Consider the following 19,382-nt stretch of genomic DNA (forward strand, 5'->3'; position numbering starts at 1 on the left):
GACCTGGGGGCCGGGGCCTGAAAGGGCGCCAGTATACCGGGGTTGGCGGCCGCGCTCTGAACCCCCAGCCGCCTGATCGGGCACAGCCGCTGACACCGCGCTAACCCGCGCAGCATCGACAATGCAGCCCTGTTCCCCGCAACGAGGTAGAAACGATGGCCGAGTGGATCACCCTGGATACGCATCACGGCCCGGTACGCGCCTGGCAGGCCCTGCCCGAGGGCACCCCGCGCGGCGGGCTGGTGGTGGTGCAGGAAATCTTCGGCGCCAACCCGCACATCCGGGGCGTGGCCGAGCGCTTTGCCGCCGAAGGCTATGCGGTGCTGGCGCCGTCGTTCTTCGACCTGGTCGATGGCACCGATGCCGATCCGGACGCCCTGCCCTACGACGCCGACGGCGTGAAGCAGGGCCTGGAACGGGTGACCGCACTGGGCATGGAGAAGGCATTGGAGGTGGTCCGTGCCGCAGCGACCCGGCTGGCTCCCTACGGCAAAGTCGGCACGATCGGTTACTGCTGGGGCGGCAGTGTCGCCCTGCTGTCCGCGCTGCGCCTGGGACTGCCGTCGGTCAGCTACTACGGTGCGCGCAACGTCCAGTTCCTGGATGAGACGCCAAAGGCCCCGGTGATCTTCCACTTCGGCGCCCAGGACAAGAGCATCCCGCCGGAAGCCATCCAGGCCCATCGCCAGAAGCTGCCGCAGATGGCCACCTACGTCTATCCGGCCGATCACGCCTTCAACCGGGAGGTCGGACATGCGTATGATCCAGACAGCGCCACCCTGGCGCTGCAACGCACCCTGGACTTCTTCTCGGAGCATCTTGGATGAGCGATTTCGAACTCGATTCACGCCTGGCCACCGATAGCGTGCTGGTGGCGGAAGGACCGTTGTCGCAAGTGCGGCTGATGAACGACGAACGATTCCCCTGGCTGGTGCTGGTACCGCGCCTGGCCGGGGTGACCGAGTGGATCGAGCTGGACGGCGAGCAGCAGGACAAGCTGCGCACCGAGCTCAACCGCGCCTGCAAGGCCCTGCACGGTTCCGACGGGGTGGAGAAGATCAACATCGGCGCGCTGGGCAACATCGTGCGCCAGCTGCACTTCCACGTGATCGGCCGCCATGACGGCGATCCGGCCTGGCCGGGACCGGTCTGGGGCAGCGGCCCGGCGCACCGCTACGAGCCGGCCGCGCTGGACCAGCATGTCGCCTACTGGAAGGAACGGCTAGGATATCCGGCCCAGTCCTGAGCCGTTGCCGACCGATGCGATTCAACCTCGTTGCCGCCGTCCTGCTGATCCTGATCGGGCTGTTCATGCTCGCCAGCAACCTGGGCTGGACCCACCTGAACCTGTCCAAGCTGCTGCTGACCTGGTGGCCGGTGGCGCTGGTCGGCGTCGGCATCGCGATGCTGTTCGGTCGCGGCAAGTAAGGTAGCGCCGGGCCAAGCCCGGCGAGCGCAGCGCGCGGCCCCACAAACGGAAACGCCGGGCATGGCCCGGCGCTACCGATACGCGTTGACGCAGGCAGTCAGGTACGCGGCAGGGTCACGCCGGTCTGGCCCTGGTACTTGCCACCGCGATCGCGGTACGACGTCTCGCAGACGTCATCGGCTGCGGCCTGGAAGAACAGCATCTGCGCCACGCCTTCGTTGGCGTAGATGCGCGCCGGCAGCGGCGTGGTGTTGCTGAATTCCAGGGTCACGTGACCTTCCCATTCCGGCTCCAGCGGCGTCACGTTGACGATGATGCCGCAGCGCGCGTAGGTGCTCTTGCCCAGGCACACCACCAGGGTGTCGCGCGGAATGCGGAAGTACTCGACGGTACGCGCCAGCGCGAAGCTGTTCGGCGGAATGATGCACTCGTCACCGACGATGTCGACGAAGCTGCCCGGATCGAAGTGCTTTGGGTCGACGATCGTCGAGTTGATGTTGGTGAATACCTTGAACTCGCGCGAGCAGCGCACGTCATAGCCATAGCTGGAGGTGCCGTAGCTGACGATGCGTTCGCCGTTGGCCTGCTTGACCTGCCCAGCCTCGAACGGCTCGATCATGCCGTGCTGCTCGGACATGCGGCGGATCCAACGGTCACTCTTGATGCTCATGCTCTGTCCTGGGGAATACGGGGGGCGCGAGGATTCTAGCAGGGGCCCGGGCATCGCCGCCGGCCCCTGCCCCAGCGCTTACAGCAGCGACGACAGGATCGGGATCGAGGCGCGCGGGCGCTTGCCCACTTCCTCGATCAGGCGCTGCGCAGCATGGCGATAGGCCTGCGCCGGCGCCGAATCCGGCTGGGCCACGGTGATCGGGGTGCCTGCATCGCCCTGCTCACGGATGCCGATCTGCAGCGGCAGCGAGCCCAGCAGCGGCACGCCGTACTGCGCGGCCATGCGCTCGCCGCCACCCTCGCCGAACAGGTGCTCGACGTGCCCGCAGCTGCTGCAGGTATGCACCGCCATGTTCTCGACGATGCCCAGCACCGGCACCTCCACCTTCTCGAACATCTTCAGTGCCTTCTTCGCATCCAGCGTGGCGATGTCCTGCGGCGTGGTGACGATCACCGCGCCGGCCAGCGGAATTTTCTGGGTCAGGGTCAACTGGATGTCACCGGTACCCGGCGGCAGGTCGATCAGCAGGAAGTCCAGATCGTCCCACAGGGTATCGTTGAACAGCTGGGTCATCGCCGAGGTGGCCATCGGACCGCGCCAGATCATCGGCGTGTCCTCTTCGATCAGGTAGCCGATCGACATGGTGTCCACGCCGAATGCGCGCAGTGGCTCAATGCTTTTGTTGTCGGGGCTTTCCGGGCGACCGGACAGGCCCAGCATGGCCGGCACGCTAGGGCCGTAGATGTCCGCATCGAGCACGCCGACGCGCGCGCCCAACTGCTGCAGGGCCACTGCAAGATTGACTGCAGTGGTCGACTTGCCAACCCCCCCCTTGCCCGAGCCGACCGCGATCACGTTGCGGATGCGGGCATGCGGCGTCAATCCCTTCTGGACCTGGCTGGCATGGGGACGGCGAGGAGAACTGTTCACAACGGGCACCGGCAGATCAGGAGTGAGAACCCAACATCATACAAGCTGGACCTAACCTGACTGAAATTCAGGATTGCTACAGATTCGTGCACAGATTGTTAAGTTCATGTTACGTTCGTAGAGCACTGTTTTGGGCTGCGGGGCTGGCTTTCCAGCGCGCACGATGGCGCATGCGCAGTGCCGTTTTTGTTATTTGCTCTTTATTGGAACTACATGAACTACGTAAGCAACACCGCACGTCGCAACACGCTCGCCGTCGCCCTGATTTCCGCCCTGATGGCCGCCGCCCCGGCAATGGCCCAGGACAAGGCGACCAACCTGGACAAGATCACCGTCACCGGTTCGCTGATCCCGCAGACCCAGGTTGAAACCCAGACCCCGGTGATGTCCATCACCGCCGAAGACATCCAGACCCGCGGCTTCAGCAGTGTTGCTGAAGTGCTGCAGCAGTCGTCGCTGACCACCGGCGGCCTGCAGGGCGGCCAGACCTCGGGTTCATTCACCCAGGGCGCCGAAGCCGCCGGCATGTTCGGCCTGAATCCGGGCTACACCAAGTACCTGATCAACGGCCGCCCGATGCTCTCGTATCCGGCGCTGTACAACGGCAGCGAAACCTTCAACAACATCAGCGGCATTCCGATCGACATCGTCGAGCGCATCGAAGTGCTGCCGGGCGGCCAGTCCTCGCTGTACGGCTCGGACGCGATCGCCGGCGTGGTCAACATCATCCTGAAGGAGCGCATGGACGGCGGCACGATGACCGTCCGTGGTGGCACCTACACCGAAGGTGGCGGCAGCAACATCCGCTTCAGCGCCGCCAAGGGCTTCAACGCGTTTGACGACCGCTTCCACGCGCTGGTCAACGTGCAGATCGAAAACGGCAGCCCGATCTGGGGCTACCAGCGTGACATCACCAAGCAGACCAACCCGGTCGGCTACACCGCCCAGGTGCCGTCGAACGACTTCGCCGTCATCACCAACGCTGACAACAAGCTGTTGATGATGGACCCGACCCGCTGCGCCAATGTCGCGGGCCTGTACGACGGCACCACCGTGGTCGGCCAGCGCCCGTCGGGCGAATCCTGCGGCTCGGTGTACAGCGCCGGCTACAAGACCCTGAAGAACGGCAAGAACAGCGGCCAGTTCTACTCGTCGATGACCTTCGACGTGAACGACAACTTCCAGCTGTTCGCCGACGTGCTGTACAGCAAGGAAAAGACCGAGTTCACCTCCGGCTCCAGCGCCCTGTGGTGGGGCACCAAGTCGGTCATGGGCGGTTTCTACGACCAGGGCCTGGGCAAGGTCGTGAACCTGCAGCGCGCCTTCGCGCCGGAAGAAATCGGTACGGGCGACTACAACAACATCCTGAACTCAGATGAGAGCCGCGCCTACCAGGTCACCCTGGGCGGCAAGGGCATGGTCGGCGATTGGGATTACAGCGCCAGCTTCACCCGCGGCGAGTACCGCCTGGACCAGAACCGCTTCGTGCGCTGGAAGGACAAGATCGAAGACTTCTTCGGCCAGACCGTGCTGGGCCCGCGCCTGGGCACCTACACCGACCCGAAGGATCCGACCGCCCAGTTCGGCATCTACAGCCCGAACTACGCTGCCTTCTACTCGCCGATCACCCCGGACCAGTTTGCCAGCTTCACCGGCTACGGCACCCACCGCAGCAAGACCTGGCAGAACCTGGGTCGCGTGCAGGTGACCAACGGTTCGCTGTTCAGCCTGCCGGGCGGTGACGCTGGCCTGGCCGTTGTGCTGGAAGGTGGCAGCGAAGGCTGGGACTATTCGCCGGATCAGGCGTTCGTCGACGGCAACGTGTGGGGCACCACTGCCGTCGCCGGCGCCGGTCACCGCAGCAACTATGCGGTCACCAGCGAACTGCGCATGCCGCTGCACGACAAGCTGACTGTCAGCGCGTCGGGCCGCTATGACGCCTTCAAGATCGCCGACAAGACCGTCGACAAGGCCACCTACAGCATTGGCCTGGAATTCCGTCCGATCGAGAGCCTGCTGCTTCGCGGCAAGTACGGTACCGCCTTCCGCGCACCGACCCTGTCCGATGCCTTCCAGGGCATGAGCGGCTCGTACGCCTCCAGCCAGAACGACTACTACCGCTGCAGCCAGCTGGGCTACGGCCTGCGTGACGAGGCCTGCTCCTTCTACAAGGGCACCTCGGTGTACAGCGAAAAGTCCGGCAACCCGGACCTGAAGCCGATCACCGCCGATGTGTGGAGCGCAGGCGTGGTGTGGGCCCCGGTCAGCAACTTCTCGCTGTCGGCCGACTACTACAACTGGAAGATCAAGAACGAGGTCAAGACCCTCAGCAGCGACCAGCTGCTGCTGGCCGAATACCAGTGCCGCAACGGCCTGCCGAACAACACCTCGGCCAGCTGCGGGAACGTGACCGACTGGGTGTCCCGCGATGCCGGCGGCAACCTGACCCGCGTGTACACGCCGAAGCTCAACGTTGCCAGCCAGAACCTGGAAGCGGTGACCGTGGCGGCCAAGTACCAGCAGGATATCGGCCGCTTCGGCTCGCTGATGTTCTCCGGCAACTACACCAACATGCTGAAGCGTGAAGTTCAGCCGATGCCGGGTGCCGCCAAGCTCGACCTGCTGAGCGATCCGTACAACATGTGGTACTACGACAACTTCGCCAAGGTTCGCGGCGATCTGTCGGTGGCCTGGAACATCGCCAAGTTCACCACCACTGTGTACGCCAACTACGTCGGCAGCACCCCGAACTACCTGGCCTACACCGGCCGCAGCTACGGCTATGTCCACTCTTCCGGCGCCAAGGCCGGCAAGTGGGGTTCGTACACCACGTACAACCTGAGCATGAACTACCAGGCGCAGGACGATCTGGTCCTGTCGCTGATGGTCAACAACGTGTTCAACAAGCTGCCGGAAGGCCAGCGCTACAACTACCCGGGCAACGAATCGACCCCGTTCAACGATGGCTTCTACAGCGTCTACGGCCGCCAGATCTCGGCCCAGGTCAAGTACAACTTCTGATCCCGTCGTTTTCCGGACCTTGTGTCTGGACCAGGCCCCGCTTCGGCGGGGCTTTTTTTTTGGGGGCGGAGCGGTCACCCAAGTGACTACTCGTCCGAATTCAGCATTCAGACACATTGGAGCGATCGCAAAAAACTCATTAAAATTCAATGAGATGAAACCCAAAAGCGGAAAAAAAAGCGGAAGCGGACAGCATTTCCGCAACAATTTGATGACTCCTCAATGAACGTTTGACAGCATCGGTTAATGTCGTGTTAATCTCGAGTTACCGGCTTGTGAAGCCGGTGCAGACCGGGGGCAGCACGCTGCCGACACCGGGTCAGGGGCACACGGAGACGCCCGCAAGGCAATGTCCCCGGTGTACGACGCAATCATTGGATTCAAGGGGATTTCAGATGATCAATCGCAAGTCGCTCGGCAGGCATCCGCTGAGCTTTGCCCTCGCTTCGGCCGTGCTGCTCGTCGCAGCCGCTCCAGCGCTCGCCCAGGACGCGGGTTCCACGCAGACGGCCGAGGAGGCCGCCAAGTCGAAGGCCACCAACCTGGACACGGTGACCGTTACCGGCTCGCGCATCAGCCGCGACGTGTTCAACTCGGTATCCCCGGTCCAGGTCGTGACGCGTGAGGAAACCACGCTGGCCGGCTTCAACTCGACCACCGCTGCACTGCAGAGCACTGCCGTAACGGCCGGCTCCTCGCAGATCAACAACGCCTACGGCGGCTACGTCACCGATGGCGGCCCAGGTGCCAACACCGTTGGCCTGCGCGGCCTGGGGCCCACCCGCACCCTGATTCTGCTCAACGGCCGCCGCGTCGCTCCGGCAGGCTCACGTGGTTCGGTTGGCTCGGCCGATCTGAACGTGCTGCCGAACTCGATTGTCGACCGCATTGAAATCCTGAAGGATGGTGCGTCTTCGATCTACGGCTCCGACGCGGTTGCCGGCGTGATCAACATCATCACCAAGAAGAAGGTAGACGGTGTCACCTTCGAGGCCCAGCACAACGCCACTGATGGCGGCGGTGGCGACGAGCGTCGCTACTCGATCATCTTCGGCTCCACCGGCGCACGCTCACACTTCTCCGGTTCGTACGAGTACTACACCCGCAACGAGCTGACCCTGGGCGACCGTGACTGGACCCGTTGCGCCACGGACAACTACCGTGATCAGTCCAAGGGCGACTATTTTGGCAGCGGCGACTACATCGATCCGCTGACCGGCAAGTCCAAGTGCTACTCGCTGGACGCAGGCGGCGTCACCATCAACACCATTGGCACCAACACCCGTGCAGGTGTTCCCGCCCAAGGTGGCAGTGGTACCCGCTTCAACCGCTGGCGTCCGAATGCCGCAGTCACTACCGGCCTGGCCGGCTACGAAGGCGTCGACCTGAACACCCGCGACACCTATGACCCGGCGATGCTGAACAAGTCGCTGATCTCGCCGGCGAAGACCCACACCCTGTACTTCCAAGGCGGCTTCGATCTGGAAGCTCTGGGTGACGCCGAGCTCTACTACGAGTTCCTGGGCAACAAGCGCAAGTCGAGCCAGACCGGCTACCGCCAGCTCTCGCTGGACTACGCAGTCGGCAGCCCGCTGATCCCGGCCAACCTGCGCGACAGCGTGGCTGGCCTGCCCACCGAGACCACCGGCGGCAAGAATCTGGGCGTGCGAGCCTTCATCGGCGCTGGCAACGACCAAAGCAAGCAGAACATCGACTTCTTCCGCTTCAACGCGGGCCTGCGCGGCCGCCTCGGCTCGGAATGGAACTATGACTTCAATGTCATGCACTCGCGCAGCGATGCCGATTACACCTTCCAGAGCTTCATCACCGACCGCCTGACGCAGAGCCTGGACGTCGTCTCCAACGGTGCGGGCGGCTTCGTCTGCCGCGACCAGTCCAACGGCTGCGTGGCGGCACCGGCACTGAACACCAACACCATTGGTGGCAAGCTGCCGCAGGATTGGAAGGACTTCGTGTTCATTCCGGTCACCGGCAACACGCTGTACAAGGAAACGACGGTCAACTTCAACGTCAACGGCCCGCTTTTTGACATGCCCTACGGCTCGGCCGGCGGTGCGTTCGGTGTGGAGTACCGCAAGGCCCGCATCGACGACAGTCCGTCGATCTACTCGACCAACAGCCAGCTGTACAGCCTGACCTCTTCGACGCCGACCCGCGGCAGCGACTCGGTCTTCGAGGCCTATGGCGAACTGGAACTGCCGCTGCTGGCCGGCGTTACCGCTGCCGAAGAGCTGACGGTCAACCTGTCTGGCCGTTACACCGACTACAAGTCCTACGGTTCCGACCAGACCTACAAGATCGGCGGCCTGTGGACTCCGGTGAAGTGGGTGTCGTTCCGCGCATCCTATGGCACCTCCTATCGCGCCCCGGCGCTGTTTGAGCAGTTCCTGGGTGCAACCTCCGGATTCCTGAACAGCTCCAGTGACCCCTGCAACGAGTACGGCCTGCGTCAGCCGTCCTCGCTGCGCTACCAGAACTGCGCCTCGCTGGGCCTGGATCCGGCCTTCCAGCAGTTGCAGAGCGTCACGGTCATCACCCAGGGTGGCGCCGAGTCCGGCCTGAAGGCTGAAACCTCGAAGGCAAAGACCTTCGGCATGGTGCTGCAGCCGGACTTCGGCAGCAACTTCGGCAACCTCTCCTTCGCCGTTGACTATTTCGACATCAAGGTTGAAAACGGCGTGCAGGATGCCGGTGGCGCCGCCATCCTCAGCAACTGCTATGCAAGCTCCACTGCCGACTTCACCGCCAAGAATGGTGTGTGCCGCTTGGTCAACCGCGATCCGGCAACCAACCGCCTCGTGGTCACCAACGGCTTCATCAACCTGTCGACGGAAAAGGTGCGCGGCATCGATTTCACTGCACGTTACGTGCGTGACATCGGCCCGGGCGAGTTCCGCAGCACCCTGCAGTACACGCACTACTATGAGCAGACCACCGGTCTGTTCCCGTCAGATCCAGAAGTCGACTACAACGGCATGATCCGCAACCCGGCCAACACCGCGTCGCTGGATCTCAACTACAAGTGGAAGAACTGGCGCGTCCGCTACGGCATCGACTGGGTCGACAAGATGGACAGCTATGCCTACTACGAGCAGCGCAACCCGGGTCTGTTCGACCCCGCGACCTCGGAGTACAAGCTGTACACACCGAACTACTTCCTGCAGGCCCTCTCGCTGCAGTACGAAGCAGACAAATGGTCGGTCACCGGTGGCGTGCGCAACCTCGCCAACCGCAAGCCGCCGACCATTTCCCAGGGTGTCTACAACACGGTGGGCAATGCACCGCTGTACAGTGGCTATGACTACTTCGGTCGCAGCTACTTCGTGAACATCACCAAGTCGTTCTGATAATGCTGGAGACAACCGCCGCCCCTCGGGGCGGCGGTTGCCGTTTGGGCCCAGCTCAACGAGCCCGCAACCACACGAACATCGTGAGAACCCGCATGAAGCACTTCTTACTGCTCGCGGCCCTGGCCGCGGTCACACCGCTGCAAGTCAACGCCAAACCGGCCGTTCCCAGCATCGAACAACTGGCTGCATTCCCAGCCGTTTCCAGCCTTTCCATTTCTCCAGACGGCAGCCAGATCGCCGGCCTGCAGGCCAACGGCGAAGAGCGTGTCATCCTTGTATGGAAAACAGACGCTCTTGATGCCAAGCCGACCGTCATCGGTGCGGGCCGCATGAAGTTCCAGAGCGTGAGCTTCATCAAGAATGGCCTGCTGGCCGTCACCCTGTGGCAGCCTTACGATCTGCGTACCGACCGGGTCAACAAGACCTTCATCAGCAAGTTCTTCATCACCGATACCGAAGGCAAGCAGTGGAAGGAACCGATCACCCCGCCACGCGCCAGCAGCCGTAGCGAGGAGTTGGAACAGGCCCTGTCCAATGCGACGGTGCTGGATGTGCTGCCCAACGACCCCGACCACATCCTGGTGATCAGCGGCTCTGGCAGCAACTCCGGCGACGTCTACAAGATCAATGTTCGCAACTTCAGCTCACAGCGCATCCAGAAGACTGAAGAACGCGTAGCTGGCTATGTCACCGATCTGAACAGCGAGCTGCGTGCGCGTCTTCGCCAGGACGTCGACGGCAAGGGCGCCTATGTCGCCACCGAGTTCCGTACCACCGCCAGCGGCGCCTGGGAAGAACACTTCCGTTCCTACGTGAAGAACCGTGACGTCAACCAGGTGATCGGCTTTGCCGATGATCCGAACATCGCCTTCGTGCTCAGCAATGTTGGCCGCGACAAGGCCATCGTCTACGAGTACGACATCGCCGCGCGCAAGCAGAAGGAAGTGCTTTACGAGCACAAGCTGTTCAATGCCAGTTCGATGAGCATCAACCGCTACCGTAACGGTGCGGTTCCGTTCGGCGAGATCCTCGGCATCCGCTATGCGGGCCCGCGCGGTGATGACCTTCAGTGGACGTCACCGCGGATGAAGGCGCTGGACCAAGGCCTTCGCCAGGCCCTGGGCATCCAGCAGCAACCGCTGGAAATGGTCGACACCGCCAGCGGACAGCGCTTCACCACAAACTACGACACAGGCCGCAGCTACCAGTTGGTCGACTACACCCCGGATCTGTCCACGGTGCTGGTGGCCACGTCGGGCCCGTCCAACCCGCCCGAGTACCACCTGCTGCGCAACGGCAAGCTGACTCTGCTGGCCAAGACCTATCCGGACATCCAACCTGCGGCCCTTGGCGAGACGAAGCTGGTCTACTACAAGGCCCGCGACGGCCTGGACATCCCGGCCTTCCTCACCACCCCCAGCACCGAGCTGTGTGGCGCCGGTCCCTGGAAGGCGGTCGTGCACCCGCATGGTGGCCCCTGGGCCCGCGATGGCATGGACTTCGACGGCTCGATGTGGGTACCGCTGATGGCATCGCGCTGCATGGCCGTACTGCGCCCGCAGTTCCGCGGCTCGGCTGACTGGGGCCGCAAGCTGTGGATGGCCGGTGATGCCGAATGGGGCCAGAAGATGCAGGACGACAAGGACGATGGCGCGCAGTGGATGATCGATCAGAAGATCGCCCTGCCCGGCCACATCGCCATGTTCGGCTTCTCCTATGGCGGCTATTCGGCGTTTGCTGCCTCGGTTCGCCCGAGCGGCCTGTACAAGTGCGCGATTGCCGGTGCCGGCGTCTCGGACATCAAGAAGATCTGGTCGCGCTTCTATACCAACCCATTCTTCCGCCAGGCACAGGCACCGACCGTGGCCGGCCTGAACCCGCTGGACAAGGCCGGTGAAATGAAGATCCCGTTGATGGTCTACCACGGTGACCGCGATCGCACGGTCCCCATCGAGCAATCGGAGTGGTTCGTGAACAAGGCCAAGGGCTCGGGCCAGCCGGTCGAGTTCCACGCCATCGCCGACTATGCGCATGGGCCGGCCTGGACCCGCGCGATCATGGGCGACCAGCTCAGGTTGATCGACGACTATCTTGGCAAGGGCTGCGGCGGCGGCGGTCTGTAACCAGAACAATGTCCATGCAAGGGCGCCCGACCGGGCGCCCTTGCACGTTCTGGCCCTTGCGCCCGGCCATGACCTTCGACACCCTTGCAGGACAGGCCGGCGGCGTATCGTTCGGCCCACGGCCGTCCCCGCGGCCCTTCCCTGACTCACTCGGCCTGGAGGCCATTCAAGTGACCCGTACTCCCAAGATCGTGCTGCTGACCCTGGCCGTTTCGGCCGCGCTGGTCGGCTGCGGCAAGAACGAAACCCCGGCCAAGGACGCCACCGCCTCCACGCCGGCCACCACCGAAGCCACCAACTACACGCTGGACGAAAGCAAGCTGCCGGCCTACAACGCCTTCCAGCCGAGCGATCTGGACACCACCAAGGATGCCTGCGGCGCCTTCGGCGACTACGTCAACAGCAAGTGGCTGGCCGCCAATGAAATCCCGGGCGACCGCACCAGCTGGGGCGCCTTCACCATCCTCGACGAGCGTTCGGTCGCCGTGCAGCACCAGCTGGCTGAACAGGTGGCGCAGGTCAAGAACCCGAACCATATCGAGAAGATCGTCGGCGACCTGTGGGCCACCGGCATGGACGAAGCCAAGATCAATGCGCAGGGCATCGAGCCGCTGAAGGCCGACCTGACCGCGATCGACGGCCTGCAGGACAAGGCAGCCATCGCCAACTACCTGCGCACCAGCGCCGCCAAGGGTGACAACATCCTGTTCGGCTTCGGCGCCGAAGCCGACTTCAAGAACTCGGCCGTGAACATGGCCTACGCCAGCCAGGGCGGCCTGGGCCTGCCGGACACCACCTACTACACCGATGCCAAGAACGCGGACAAGCTGAAGGCCTACCAGGCGCACGTCGCCAAGGTGCTGGAACTGTCCGGCGTCGCCGCGGCCGACGCCGCCAAGCAGGCCGAAGAAGTGGTCAAGTTCGAAACCCGCCTGGCCAAGGCCTCCAAGTCGCGCGTCGAGCTGTCGCGCAACGTCGAGCTGTTCTACAACCCGGTCACCCTGGCAGACGCCGACAAGCTGACCCCGAACTTCAGCTGGACCGAGTTCTTCAAGTCGCAGGGCGTGGCTGCGCCGGAGAAGTTCTCGCTGGCCATGCCGGCCTTCCATGAAGAAGTGAGCAAGGCACTGGGCGACGCCGATCCGGCGGTGTGGCGCGCCTACCTGCGCTTCCACACCGTGGACAGCGCTTCGCCGTACCTGGCCGACGCGTTCGTGCAGGAGAACTACGAGTTCTACGGCAAGACCCTCAATGGCCAGAAAGAACAGAAGCCGCGCTGGAAGCGCGTGCTGGGCACCATCGAAAACGATGCCGGCGAAGCCTTCGGCCAGCTGTACGTGAAGGTGGCCTTCTCGCCGGAAGCCAAGGCGAAGATGGAAGAGCTGGTGAAGAACCTGGCGGCTTCGCTGAAGGAACGCATCCAGGGCCTGAGCTGGATGAGCGAGGAAACCAAGACCAAGGCCATCGCCAAGTGGGAAACCTTCACCCCGAAGATCGGTTACCCGGACAAGTGGCGTGACTGGGCGGGCCTGCAGACCCAGCGCGACAGCTTCCTGGGCAATGTGCGCGCCGCCAGCGAGTTCAACTACAAGTTCAACCTGTCCAAGATCGGCAAGCCGGTGGACAAGACCGAGTGGGGCATGACCCCGCAGACGGTCAATGCCTACTACAACCCGCTGCAGAACGAGATCGTGTTCCCGGCCGCCATCCTGCAGCCGCCGTTCTTCGATCCGAAGGCCGACGACGCGCTGAACTACGGCGGCATCGGTGCGGTGATCGGCCATGAAATGACCCACGGCTACGACGACCAGGGTGCGCGCTTCGGGCCGACCGGCAACATGGAAGACTGGTGGACCCCGGCCGACAAGAAGAACTTCGAAGGCCTGACCGGCAAGCTGGTCAAGCAGTTCGACCAGTACAAGGTCGACGGCCAGGCGGTGAACGGCCACCTGACCCTGGGTGAGAACATCGCCGATCTGGGCGGCCTTGCCACCGCCTACGACGCCCTGCAGAAGGCCACCGCCGGCAAGGAAGATGCGAAGGTCGACGGTTTCACCCGCGACCAGCGCTTCTTCTTCAACTGGGCCACCGTGTGGCGCACCAAGTACACCCCGGAAAACGCCAAGGTCCGCCTGGCCACCGATCCGCACGCCCCGGCGCAGTTCCGCGCCATGGGTGCGCCGTCGAACCTGCCGACCTTCGCCGCTGCGTTCCAGTGCAAGGCCGGTTCGCCGATGGTCCGCGCCGGCGAACAGCAGGTGGTGATCTGGTAAGCCCTGGCTGATGCCAAGGTAGACCTGCAGAGGCCCGGGAATTCCCGGGCCTTTGCTTTTGGCGGCGCATTGCATGTCATCCACGAATGGCCTGGATCTACTGATGCCGGTGCCCCGCGAACACGGCGTGACGCCTGCATGCCGCGTCGATGCACGGCTTGCTATAGTGCGCGCGCCCTCAATCCATCACGGATTCGTTCCACATGCCCAATTTCCGTCCGCTTGCCATCGCCCTGGGCATCAGCCTGGCGACCCTGGTCCCGACCCACGATGCCTTCGCCGCCAAGAAAAAGGCCGCGCGCGCCCCGGCTGTCAGCGCCCAGTGCAGCGACTTCTATGACGCCACCAATGCAGGCTGGCTGAAGGCCAACCCGGTGCCACAGACCGGCGCCATCACCGCACTGGGCCAGCTGGTCGACCGCAGCCGCCAGCAGCAGCGCGAACTGCTCGACGCGGCGATGAAGTCGCCGCAGGGCAACGTGCAGAAGCTGCTGGGTGATTTCTGGGCCAGTGGCCTGGACGAAGCGGCCGTGGAAGCAGACGGCTCCAACCCGATCGCACCGCTGTTGACCCGCATCAACGCCATCAAGAAGGCCAAGGATGTGCCGGCCTCGATCGCCGCACTGCACCAGGTCGGCATCCCGGTGGCATTCAACTTCGGCCCGGACGTCGACCTGAAAGCACTGGACCGCCACATCGGCTACTTCATGCAGGGCGGCATGGGCCTGCCGGATCCGGCGTTCTATACCCGCACCGACGCCGACACCGTGGCCCTGATGGGGCGCTACCGCAACTACGTCAAGCAGATCCTGGCGCTGACCGGTACCCCGGCCGCCAAGCTGGATGCCGAGTCGCAGGCGGTGATCGCACTGGAAACCGAACTGGCACGCAATGCGCAGTCGCTGGCCGGCATCAACAACCCGTTCAACAACTACGCACCGATCTCCACCAAGGAGCTCAACAGCCGCTACCGCAACCTGCAGCTGGACGCCTTCCTGAAGGCACAGGGCGTGGATGACGACCTGGTCTCGCTGGCCGACCCGGGCCTGTTCAAGCAGCTCGACGGCATGGTCACCAAGCTCAAGCCGGACCAGTGGAAGGCTTACCTGCGCTGGCGCGTGGGCGACTCGATGGCGCCGTACCTGTCCAAGGCCTACCGCGACGCCGAGTTCGAATTCCGCGGCCGCGTGCTGCGTGGCGAGACCCTGCCGCCGCAGCGTTGGGAAGACGTGCTCGATGCGATCAACGTGGCCGCTGGCCCGATGGTCGGTCGCGAGTACGCCGCGCGTTACCTGTCGGCCGAAGACCGTCGCCAGGCGGCGTGGATCGTCGACAAGGTGCGCGAAGTGCAGATCGAAGCGGTCAAGAACAGCAGCTGGATGAGCGCCGAGGCCAAGACCGAAGCACAGGCCAAGCTGGCCGCGCTGAAGATCGAGATCGGCACCCCGCTGCGCGACCTCGACTACAGCGTGCAGCCGATGGGCCGTGGCTCGTTCGGCGGCAACATGCTGATTGCTTCGACCTGGCGCCATCGCGAGGAAATGAAGCGCATCGGCAAGGGCAACGCCGACCGCCGCTGGGACGTGCTGCCGCAGCAGCCGTCGCTGGCCTACGACCTGGCACAGAACCGCCTGATCGTCACCGCCGCGATCCTGCAGGGCCCGGTGTTCAACGCCAAGGCCGACGCCGCCGACAAGTTCGGCAGCTTCGGTGGCCTGGTCGGCCACGAGCTGACCCGCGCGATCGATGCAAAGGGCGCTCTGGTCGACGCCAAGGGTGAACTGCGCAGCTGGTGGACTCCGGCCGACAAGACCGCCTGGACCCTGCTCGGCAACCGCGTGGCCGCGCAGTACGGCAGCTATGATTTCCCGGGCGTGAAGGGTGCCAAGGTCAACGGCACGCTCACCCAGGAAGAGAACCTGGCCGACATCGCCGGCCTGGAGCTGGCCTGGGCGGCTTATCTCGCACAGGAGCCGAAGGCCAAGCAGGCACAGCAGCAGGGCTTCTTCCGCGCCTGGTCGGCGCTGTGGGCACAGCAGCTGTCGCCGAACGAAGCCGTGCGTCGCCTGACCGCCGACATCCGTGCACCGGGCCTGTGGCGCAGCAACGGCACGCTGGCCAACCTGCCGGCGTTCGGTGCCACCTTCAGCTGCAAGGCCGGCCAGCCGATGCAGCGCAGCGAGGCCGAGCAGATCAAGGTCTGGCGCTGATCAATAGGCAACAGCAGTAGCGGGAAGGGGCGCCCCCAGGGCGCCCTTTTCTTTGCTTGCTGCCCTGGGAGAAAAAAAGGACCCCGGCATTGCCGGGGTCCAATTCACATCTCATGGAGAGGTAGATCAGAAGCTGCGATCAGAAGTCATAGGACGCACTGATCCGGACCGAACGCGGTGCACTGAAGTAGGTGCCCATACCGTAGGTGTTGGAGACCGTGTACGGACCATCCTCATAGACCGCGTCGGTCTGCACCGCACGGCGCTGGTTCAGCACGTTGAACACATCAAGGCCGATGGCCAGCTTGTGGTCGGCAAACGCCGGACGGTACATCACGCCCAGATCCACGCGCGTGGTCCACGGCTGGCGGCCAGCATCACCCGGGCGCGACGGCGAGCCAGCACAATAGTGGTAGGCCGCGCCATAACGCTCCGGATCGCTTTCGTTGGTGCCGTAGTAGCCGAGGCAGCTCTTGGGCATGCCGGACATGATGCGCAGCGTTGCCGAAGCGGACCACTCGTCGTTGAACATGTACGCGCCGTAGCCCTTCAGCTGGTGACGACGATCATTGGCCAGGTAACCACCGGCATACTCCATCAGCGTGCCGGCATCCCAGTCCTGGGTCTTGGAAACGTCGTCTTGGCCGATGTCCGATTTCACCTGGCCTTCGGTGTTGCCGAAGCTGCGCGACCAGGTGTAGTCCAGGCGGCCATACCACTTGTTGCTCAACGGGTGCTCGATGAACAGGTCAATCGCGACGTAGTCACGCTTGGCCTTCTTGTTGCCGAAGCCCCAGTCACTGGAACTCATGCGTACCGGGGTGTAGCCCGAACCATCGGCGTGCTTGACCATGATGGTATTGGTCTTGCCCGGGTTGAAGATCACGCACCCCGGAATTTCCATGTTGCTGCTATCCACACCCATTGCATCGAGCTTGTCGACGATGCGATCGGATGCACACGTATCATCGATAGCCGACTGCAACCGGCGGTAGGTGAACTTAGCACCTGAGTTCCAGCTTTCACCCAGGGTCTTCTCGAAGCCCAGGATCAGCTCATCCTGGTACTGCGATTTCAGGTCGGTCGGCGCCACCGACAGCGGGTCCGGCGTCTGGCCGTACTCGTCGTTGGAGGAAACCGGACCCGGGCCAAGTGCGGTCAGGCCGGTCGGCACGCCATTGGCATCGATACCACTGTACGCGAAGTACTCGCGGGTGTAGGTGGACGCCGAAGCACCACGGATGGCGACACTGTTGGGCAGTGCCAGATAGTAGCGGCCCAGGTTGGCGAATACCTTCAGCGACGAGTCGCCGAACACATCCCAGCTCGCGCCCAGGCGCGGGGCCCACTGGTCACCGCTTTCCACGTAGGCGACGGCCGCACTGTTGTAATTGGTGAACTTGTCGTTGCGCACACCGATGGTCAGCAGCCAGTTCGGGGTGACCTGCCAGCGGTCTTCCACGTAATAGGCTTTCTGCTTCACCGACATGCTGGTGGTGGTGGAGAAGATGTACTTCTGCACGAAGTAGCCGTCACCGGGCGGCGGGGTGATGTCGAAGCCCGGGCTGGGCGACTCGCCCGGCTCCACACGGCCATAGATCCAGGCATAACCAGGACCGGTCATCGACTGCCCTTCGTTGTGCCCCTGGTAGTACATGTTGTCGATACCGGCAGTCAGCTCGTGATCGCCAAGGCGATACTGCAGATCGATCCGGAGGCCGCGCGTCTTGCTGCCGGCGTCGTCGGCCTTCTGGTAGAGCTCCGGCTGGTCATTGCGGATGGGGCGACCACCCGTGATGGACGGATCCTGGGTACCCGGGCTGCTCAGATAGGGATTGAGGGAGTTGGCCGGATTGGACTCCAGATTGCTCTGCTTGCTGCGACCCCAGACTGCACTCAGGGTCAGATCGTTGGTCAGGTAGCCGGTGTACTTGAAGATGTCGTAGTCGTCCTTGACCTTCGTGGTGTTCGGGAAGGTTCCGGTGCGATCACCCTCGCTCAGGTCGTCGTAATCGAACGAACGGTAGTAGCCCCCGTCACGGTCGGTATTCTGCACACGGGTGTATTCCAGCGTATTGCTGTCGTTGATGTTCCAGTCGATCTTGCCGTAGAACTTCGGCGAATCGATGGTGTAGTGGTTGCGGACCTGCTGCGAGGCAGCCTCACTGTTGGTCGACACACCCTCAACGCGATCCTTCTCCGCAGCCAGGTGGATGAACAAGCGATCTTCGATCAACGGGCCACTGGCATAGCCGCTGTAGGTGGTACGGGTCGCCACATCATCCTTGCGGTAGCGGTACAGCTTGCCGGCCAGCGCGTCATCCGTATAGGAATAGCGGTCGGGCAGCTGGCGGTTCGGATACATCACAGTAGCGGCCGACGCGGCCAGCGAGTCCGGCGACCAGGTCGTCTGCACGCCGAAGTGCCATTCATTGGTGCCGCGCTTGCCGAGCTGGTTGATGACGCCACCGGTGGATCGGCCATAGCTGGCGCTGTAGCCACCCATGTAGGTTTCCTGCTGGTCGATCGAGCCGTACGGCAGGCTGACGCCGCCCAGGTTGTTGAGCGGGTTGGACGCATTGAAACCGTTGAGGTAGTACGCATTCTCCGTGACGCTGGAGCCGCCGAATGACAGTACCGAACGCGAGCCGTTGGTGAAGGCGCCACTGCCCTGGACCACGCCTGGCGCCAACAACGCGATCGCTTCGGCGCTGCGGCCCAGCGGCAATACATCCAGTTGCTCGGAGGTGACCACCGACTTGGACACCGTATTGCTGACGTCGATCTTCGGTACATTGGCAGCGACTACGTTCACCGTACCCAGCGTGGTGGCTCCGGACGCGCCGCCGCCAAACGACACTTCAGTACCGCCACCCACCCTCAGCAACACGTTCTCGCGGCGCTCGACGGTCTGGCCATCGCGCTGCTGGGTAATCGTGTACTTGCCTACCGGCAACGAGCCGAGGTTGTAGCGGCCATTGCTGTCGACGGTCGCCGAGCGCGTCAGGCCGGAGTCGCTCTGCACGACAATGGTGGCGCCGGCGGGGGCGTTGCCGAACAGCGAGCCGGTGGTGCTCTGCGCAGCAGCGGCGCCGATGAATGAGGTCAGAACGACTGCGAGGGCGGTGCGCTTCAACCGTGCGACGTTGGTGCGGCTGGTCATGAAGTTTCCTTGATTCAGTGAGATCAGGCGTCTGTGGCAATTGCGCTGCAGCGAGGCGAAGGCTTCACGACAGCTGAACCCGATCTTAATTTCATCAATCAAACATATGCAATGGCAGATGAACGAACGTAACCATTTGATCCTGAAAGACAAATTTCGACACAATAGTGAAAATTTCTCATATTTCAT

11 protein-coding genes are annotated in these 19,382 nt (G+C 63.4%); 8 read left to right on the plus strand and 3 right to left on the minus strand.

Features of this window, described 5'->3' with window-relative positions; genetic code table 11:
* Window positions 1-155: 155 nt before the first annotated feature.
* The 3 genes from AC3ITW_RS15835 to AC3ITW_RS15845 are packed head-to-tail and all read left to right on the plus strand — an operon-like array spanning window position 156 to window position 1,428.
* Window positions 156-827 (plus strand): dienelactone hydrolase family protein, encoded by a 672-nt coding sequence (locus tag AC3ITW_RS15835; RefSeq protein WP_012511734.1) that lies wholly within the window; start codon window positions 156-158, stop codon window positions 825-827.
* The gene (locus AC3ITW_RS15840; RefSeq protein WP_006381641.1) at window positions 824-1,246 is read left to right on the plus strand and encodes an HIT domain-containing protein; all 423 of its coding nucleotides are present in this window, start codon (window positions 824-826) and stop codon (window positions 1,244-1,246) included. The genes AC3ITW_RS15835 and AC3ITW_RS15840 overlap by 4 nt, the downstream gene beginning before the upstream one ends.
* Before the next feature lie 14 nt (window positions 1,247-1,260).
* Entirely contained in the window at window positions 1,261-1,428 is a 168-nt protein-coding gene (locus AC3ITW_RS15845; RefSeq protein WP_005418011.1) for a LiaI-LiaF-like domain-containing protein, read from the plus strand.
* A gap of 98 nt (window positions 1,429-1,526) precedes the next feature.
* On the opposite strand, the gene dcd is transcribed toward AC3ITW_RS15845, so the two are convergent.
* A complete protein-coding gene (dcd, locus tag AC3ITW_RS15850; RefSeq protein ID WP_012511735.1) occupies window positions 1,527-2,099 on the minus strand; it encodes a dCTP deaminase in 573 nt (190 codons plus the stop codon).
* A 78-nt stretch (window positions 2,100-2,177) separates the two neighbouring features.
* On the minus strand, window positions 2,178-3,032 hold the full coding sequence (gene apbC, locus AC3ITW_RS15855; protein ID WP_006381643.1) for an iron-sulfur cluster carrier protein ApbC: 855 nt from the start codon (window positions 3,030-3,032) through the stop codon (window positions 2,178-2,180).
* Between the two features lie 213 nt (window positions 3,033-3,245).
* Between apbC and AC3ITW_RS15860 the strand changes: the two genes are divergently transcribed.
* The 5 genes from AC3ITW_RS15860 to AC3ITW_RS15880 all read left to right on the plus strand — a co-directional run bounded on the left by AC3ITW_RS15860 (window position 3,246) and on the right by AC3ITW_RS15880 (window position 16,030).
* Complete coding sequence (locus AC3ITW_RS15860; RefSeq protein WP_032971866.1) at window positions 3,246-6,053, plus strand: TonB-dependent receptor plug domain-containing protein; 2,808 nt, start codon at window positions 3,246-3,248, stop codon at window positions 6,051-6,053.
* Window positions 6,054-6,448: 395 nt separating this feature from the next.
* The gene (locus tag AC3ITW_RS15865; protein WP_100435065.1) at window positions 6,449-9,421 is read left to right on the plus strand and encodes a TonB-dependent receptor plug domain-containing protein; all 2,973 of its coding nucleotides are present in this window, start codon (window positions 6,449-6,451) and stop codon (window positions 9,419-9,421) included.
* A gap of 95 nt (window positions 9,422-9,516) precedes the next feature.
* The gene (locus AC3ITW_RS15870) at window positions 9,517-11,547 is read left to right on the plus strand and encodes an alpha/beta hydrolase family protein (RefSeq protein WP_006381693.1); all 2,031 of its coding nucleotides are present in this window, start codon (window positions 9,517-9,519) and stop codon (window positions 11,545-11,547) included.
* A 170-nt stretch (window positions 11,548-11,717) separates the two neighbouring features.
* The gene (locus AC3ITW_RS15875; RefSeq protein WP_100435066.1) at window positions 11,718-13,820 is read left to right on the plus strand and encodes a M13 family metallopeptidase; all 2,103 of its coding nucleotides are present in this window, start codon (window positions 11,718-11,720) and stop codon (window positions 13,818-13,820) included.
* 203 nt (window positions 13,821-14,023) lie between these two features.
* Complete coding sequence (locus AC3ITW_RS15880) at window positions 14,024-16,030, plus strand: M13 family metallopeptidase (protein ID WP_012511740.1); 2,007 nt, start codon at window positions 14,024-14,026, stop codon at window positions 16,028-16,030.
* 139 nt (window positions 16,031-16,169) lie between these two features.
* Here AC3ITW_RS15880 and AC3ITW_RS15885 read toward each other — a convergent pair whose 3' ends face one another.
* Window positions 16,170-19,193 (minus strand): TonB-dependent receptor, encoded by a 3,024-nt coding sequence (locus AC3ITW_RS15885; protein ID WP_032971886.1) that lies wholly within the window; start codon window positions 19,191-19,193, stop codon window positions 16,170-16,172.
* Window positions 19,194-19,382 lie beyond the last annotated feature (189 nt).

Source organism: Stenotrophomonas sp. KH_052 (assembly GCF_057838755.1).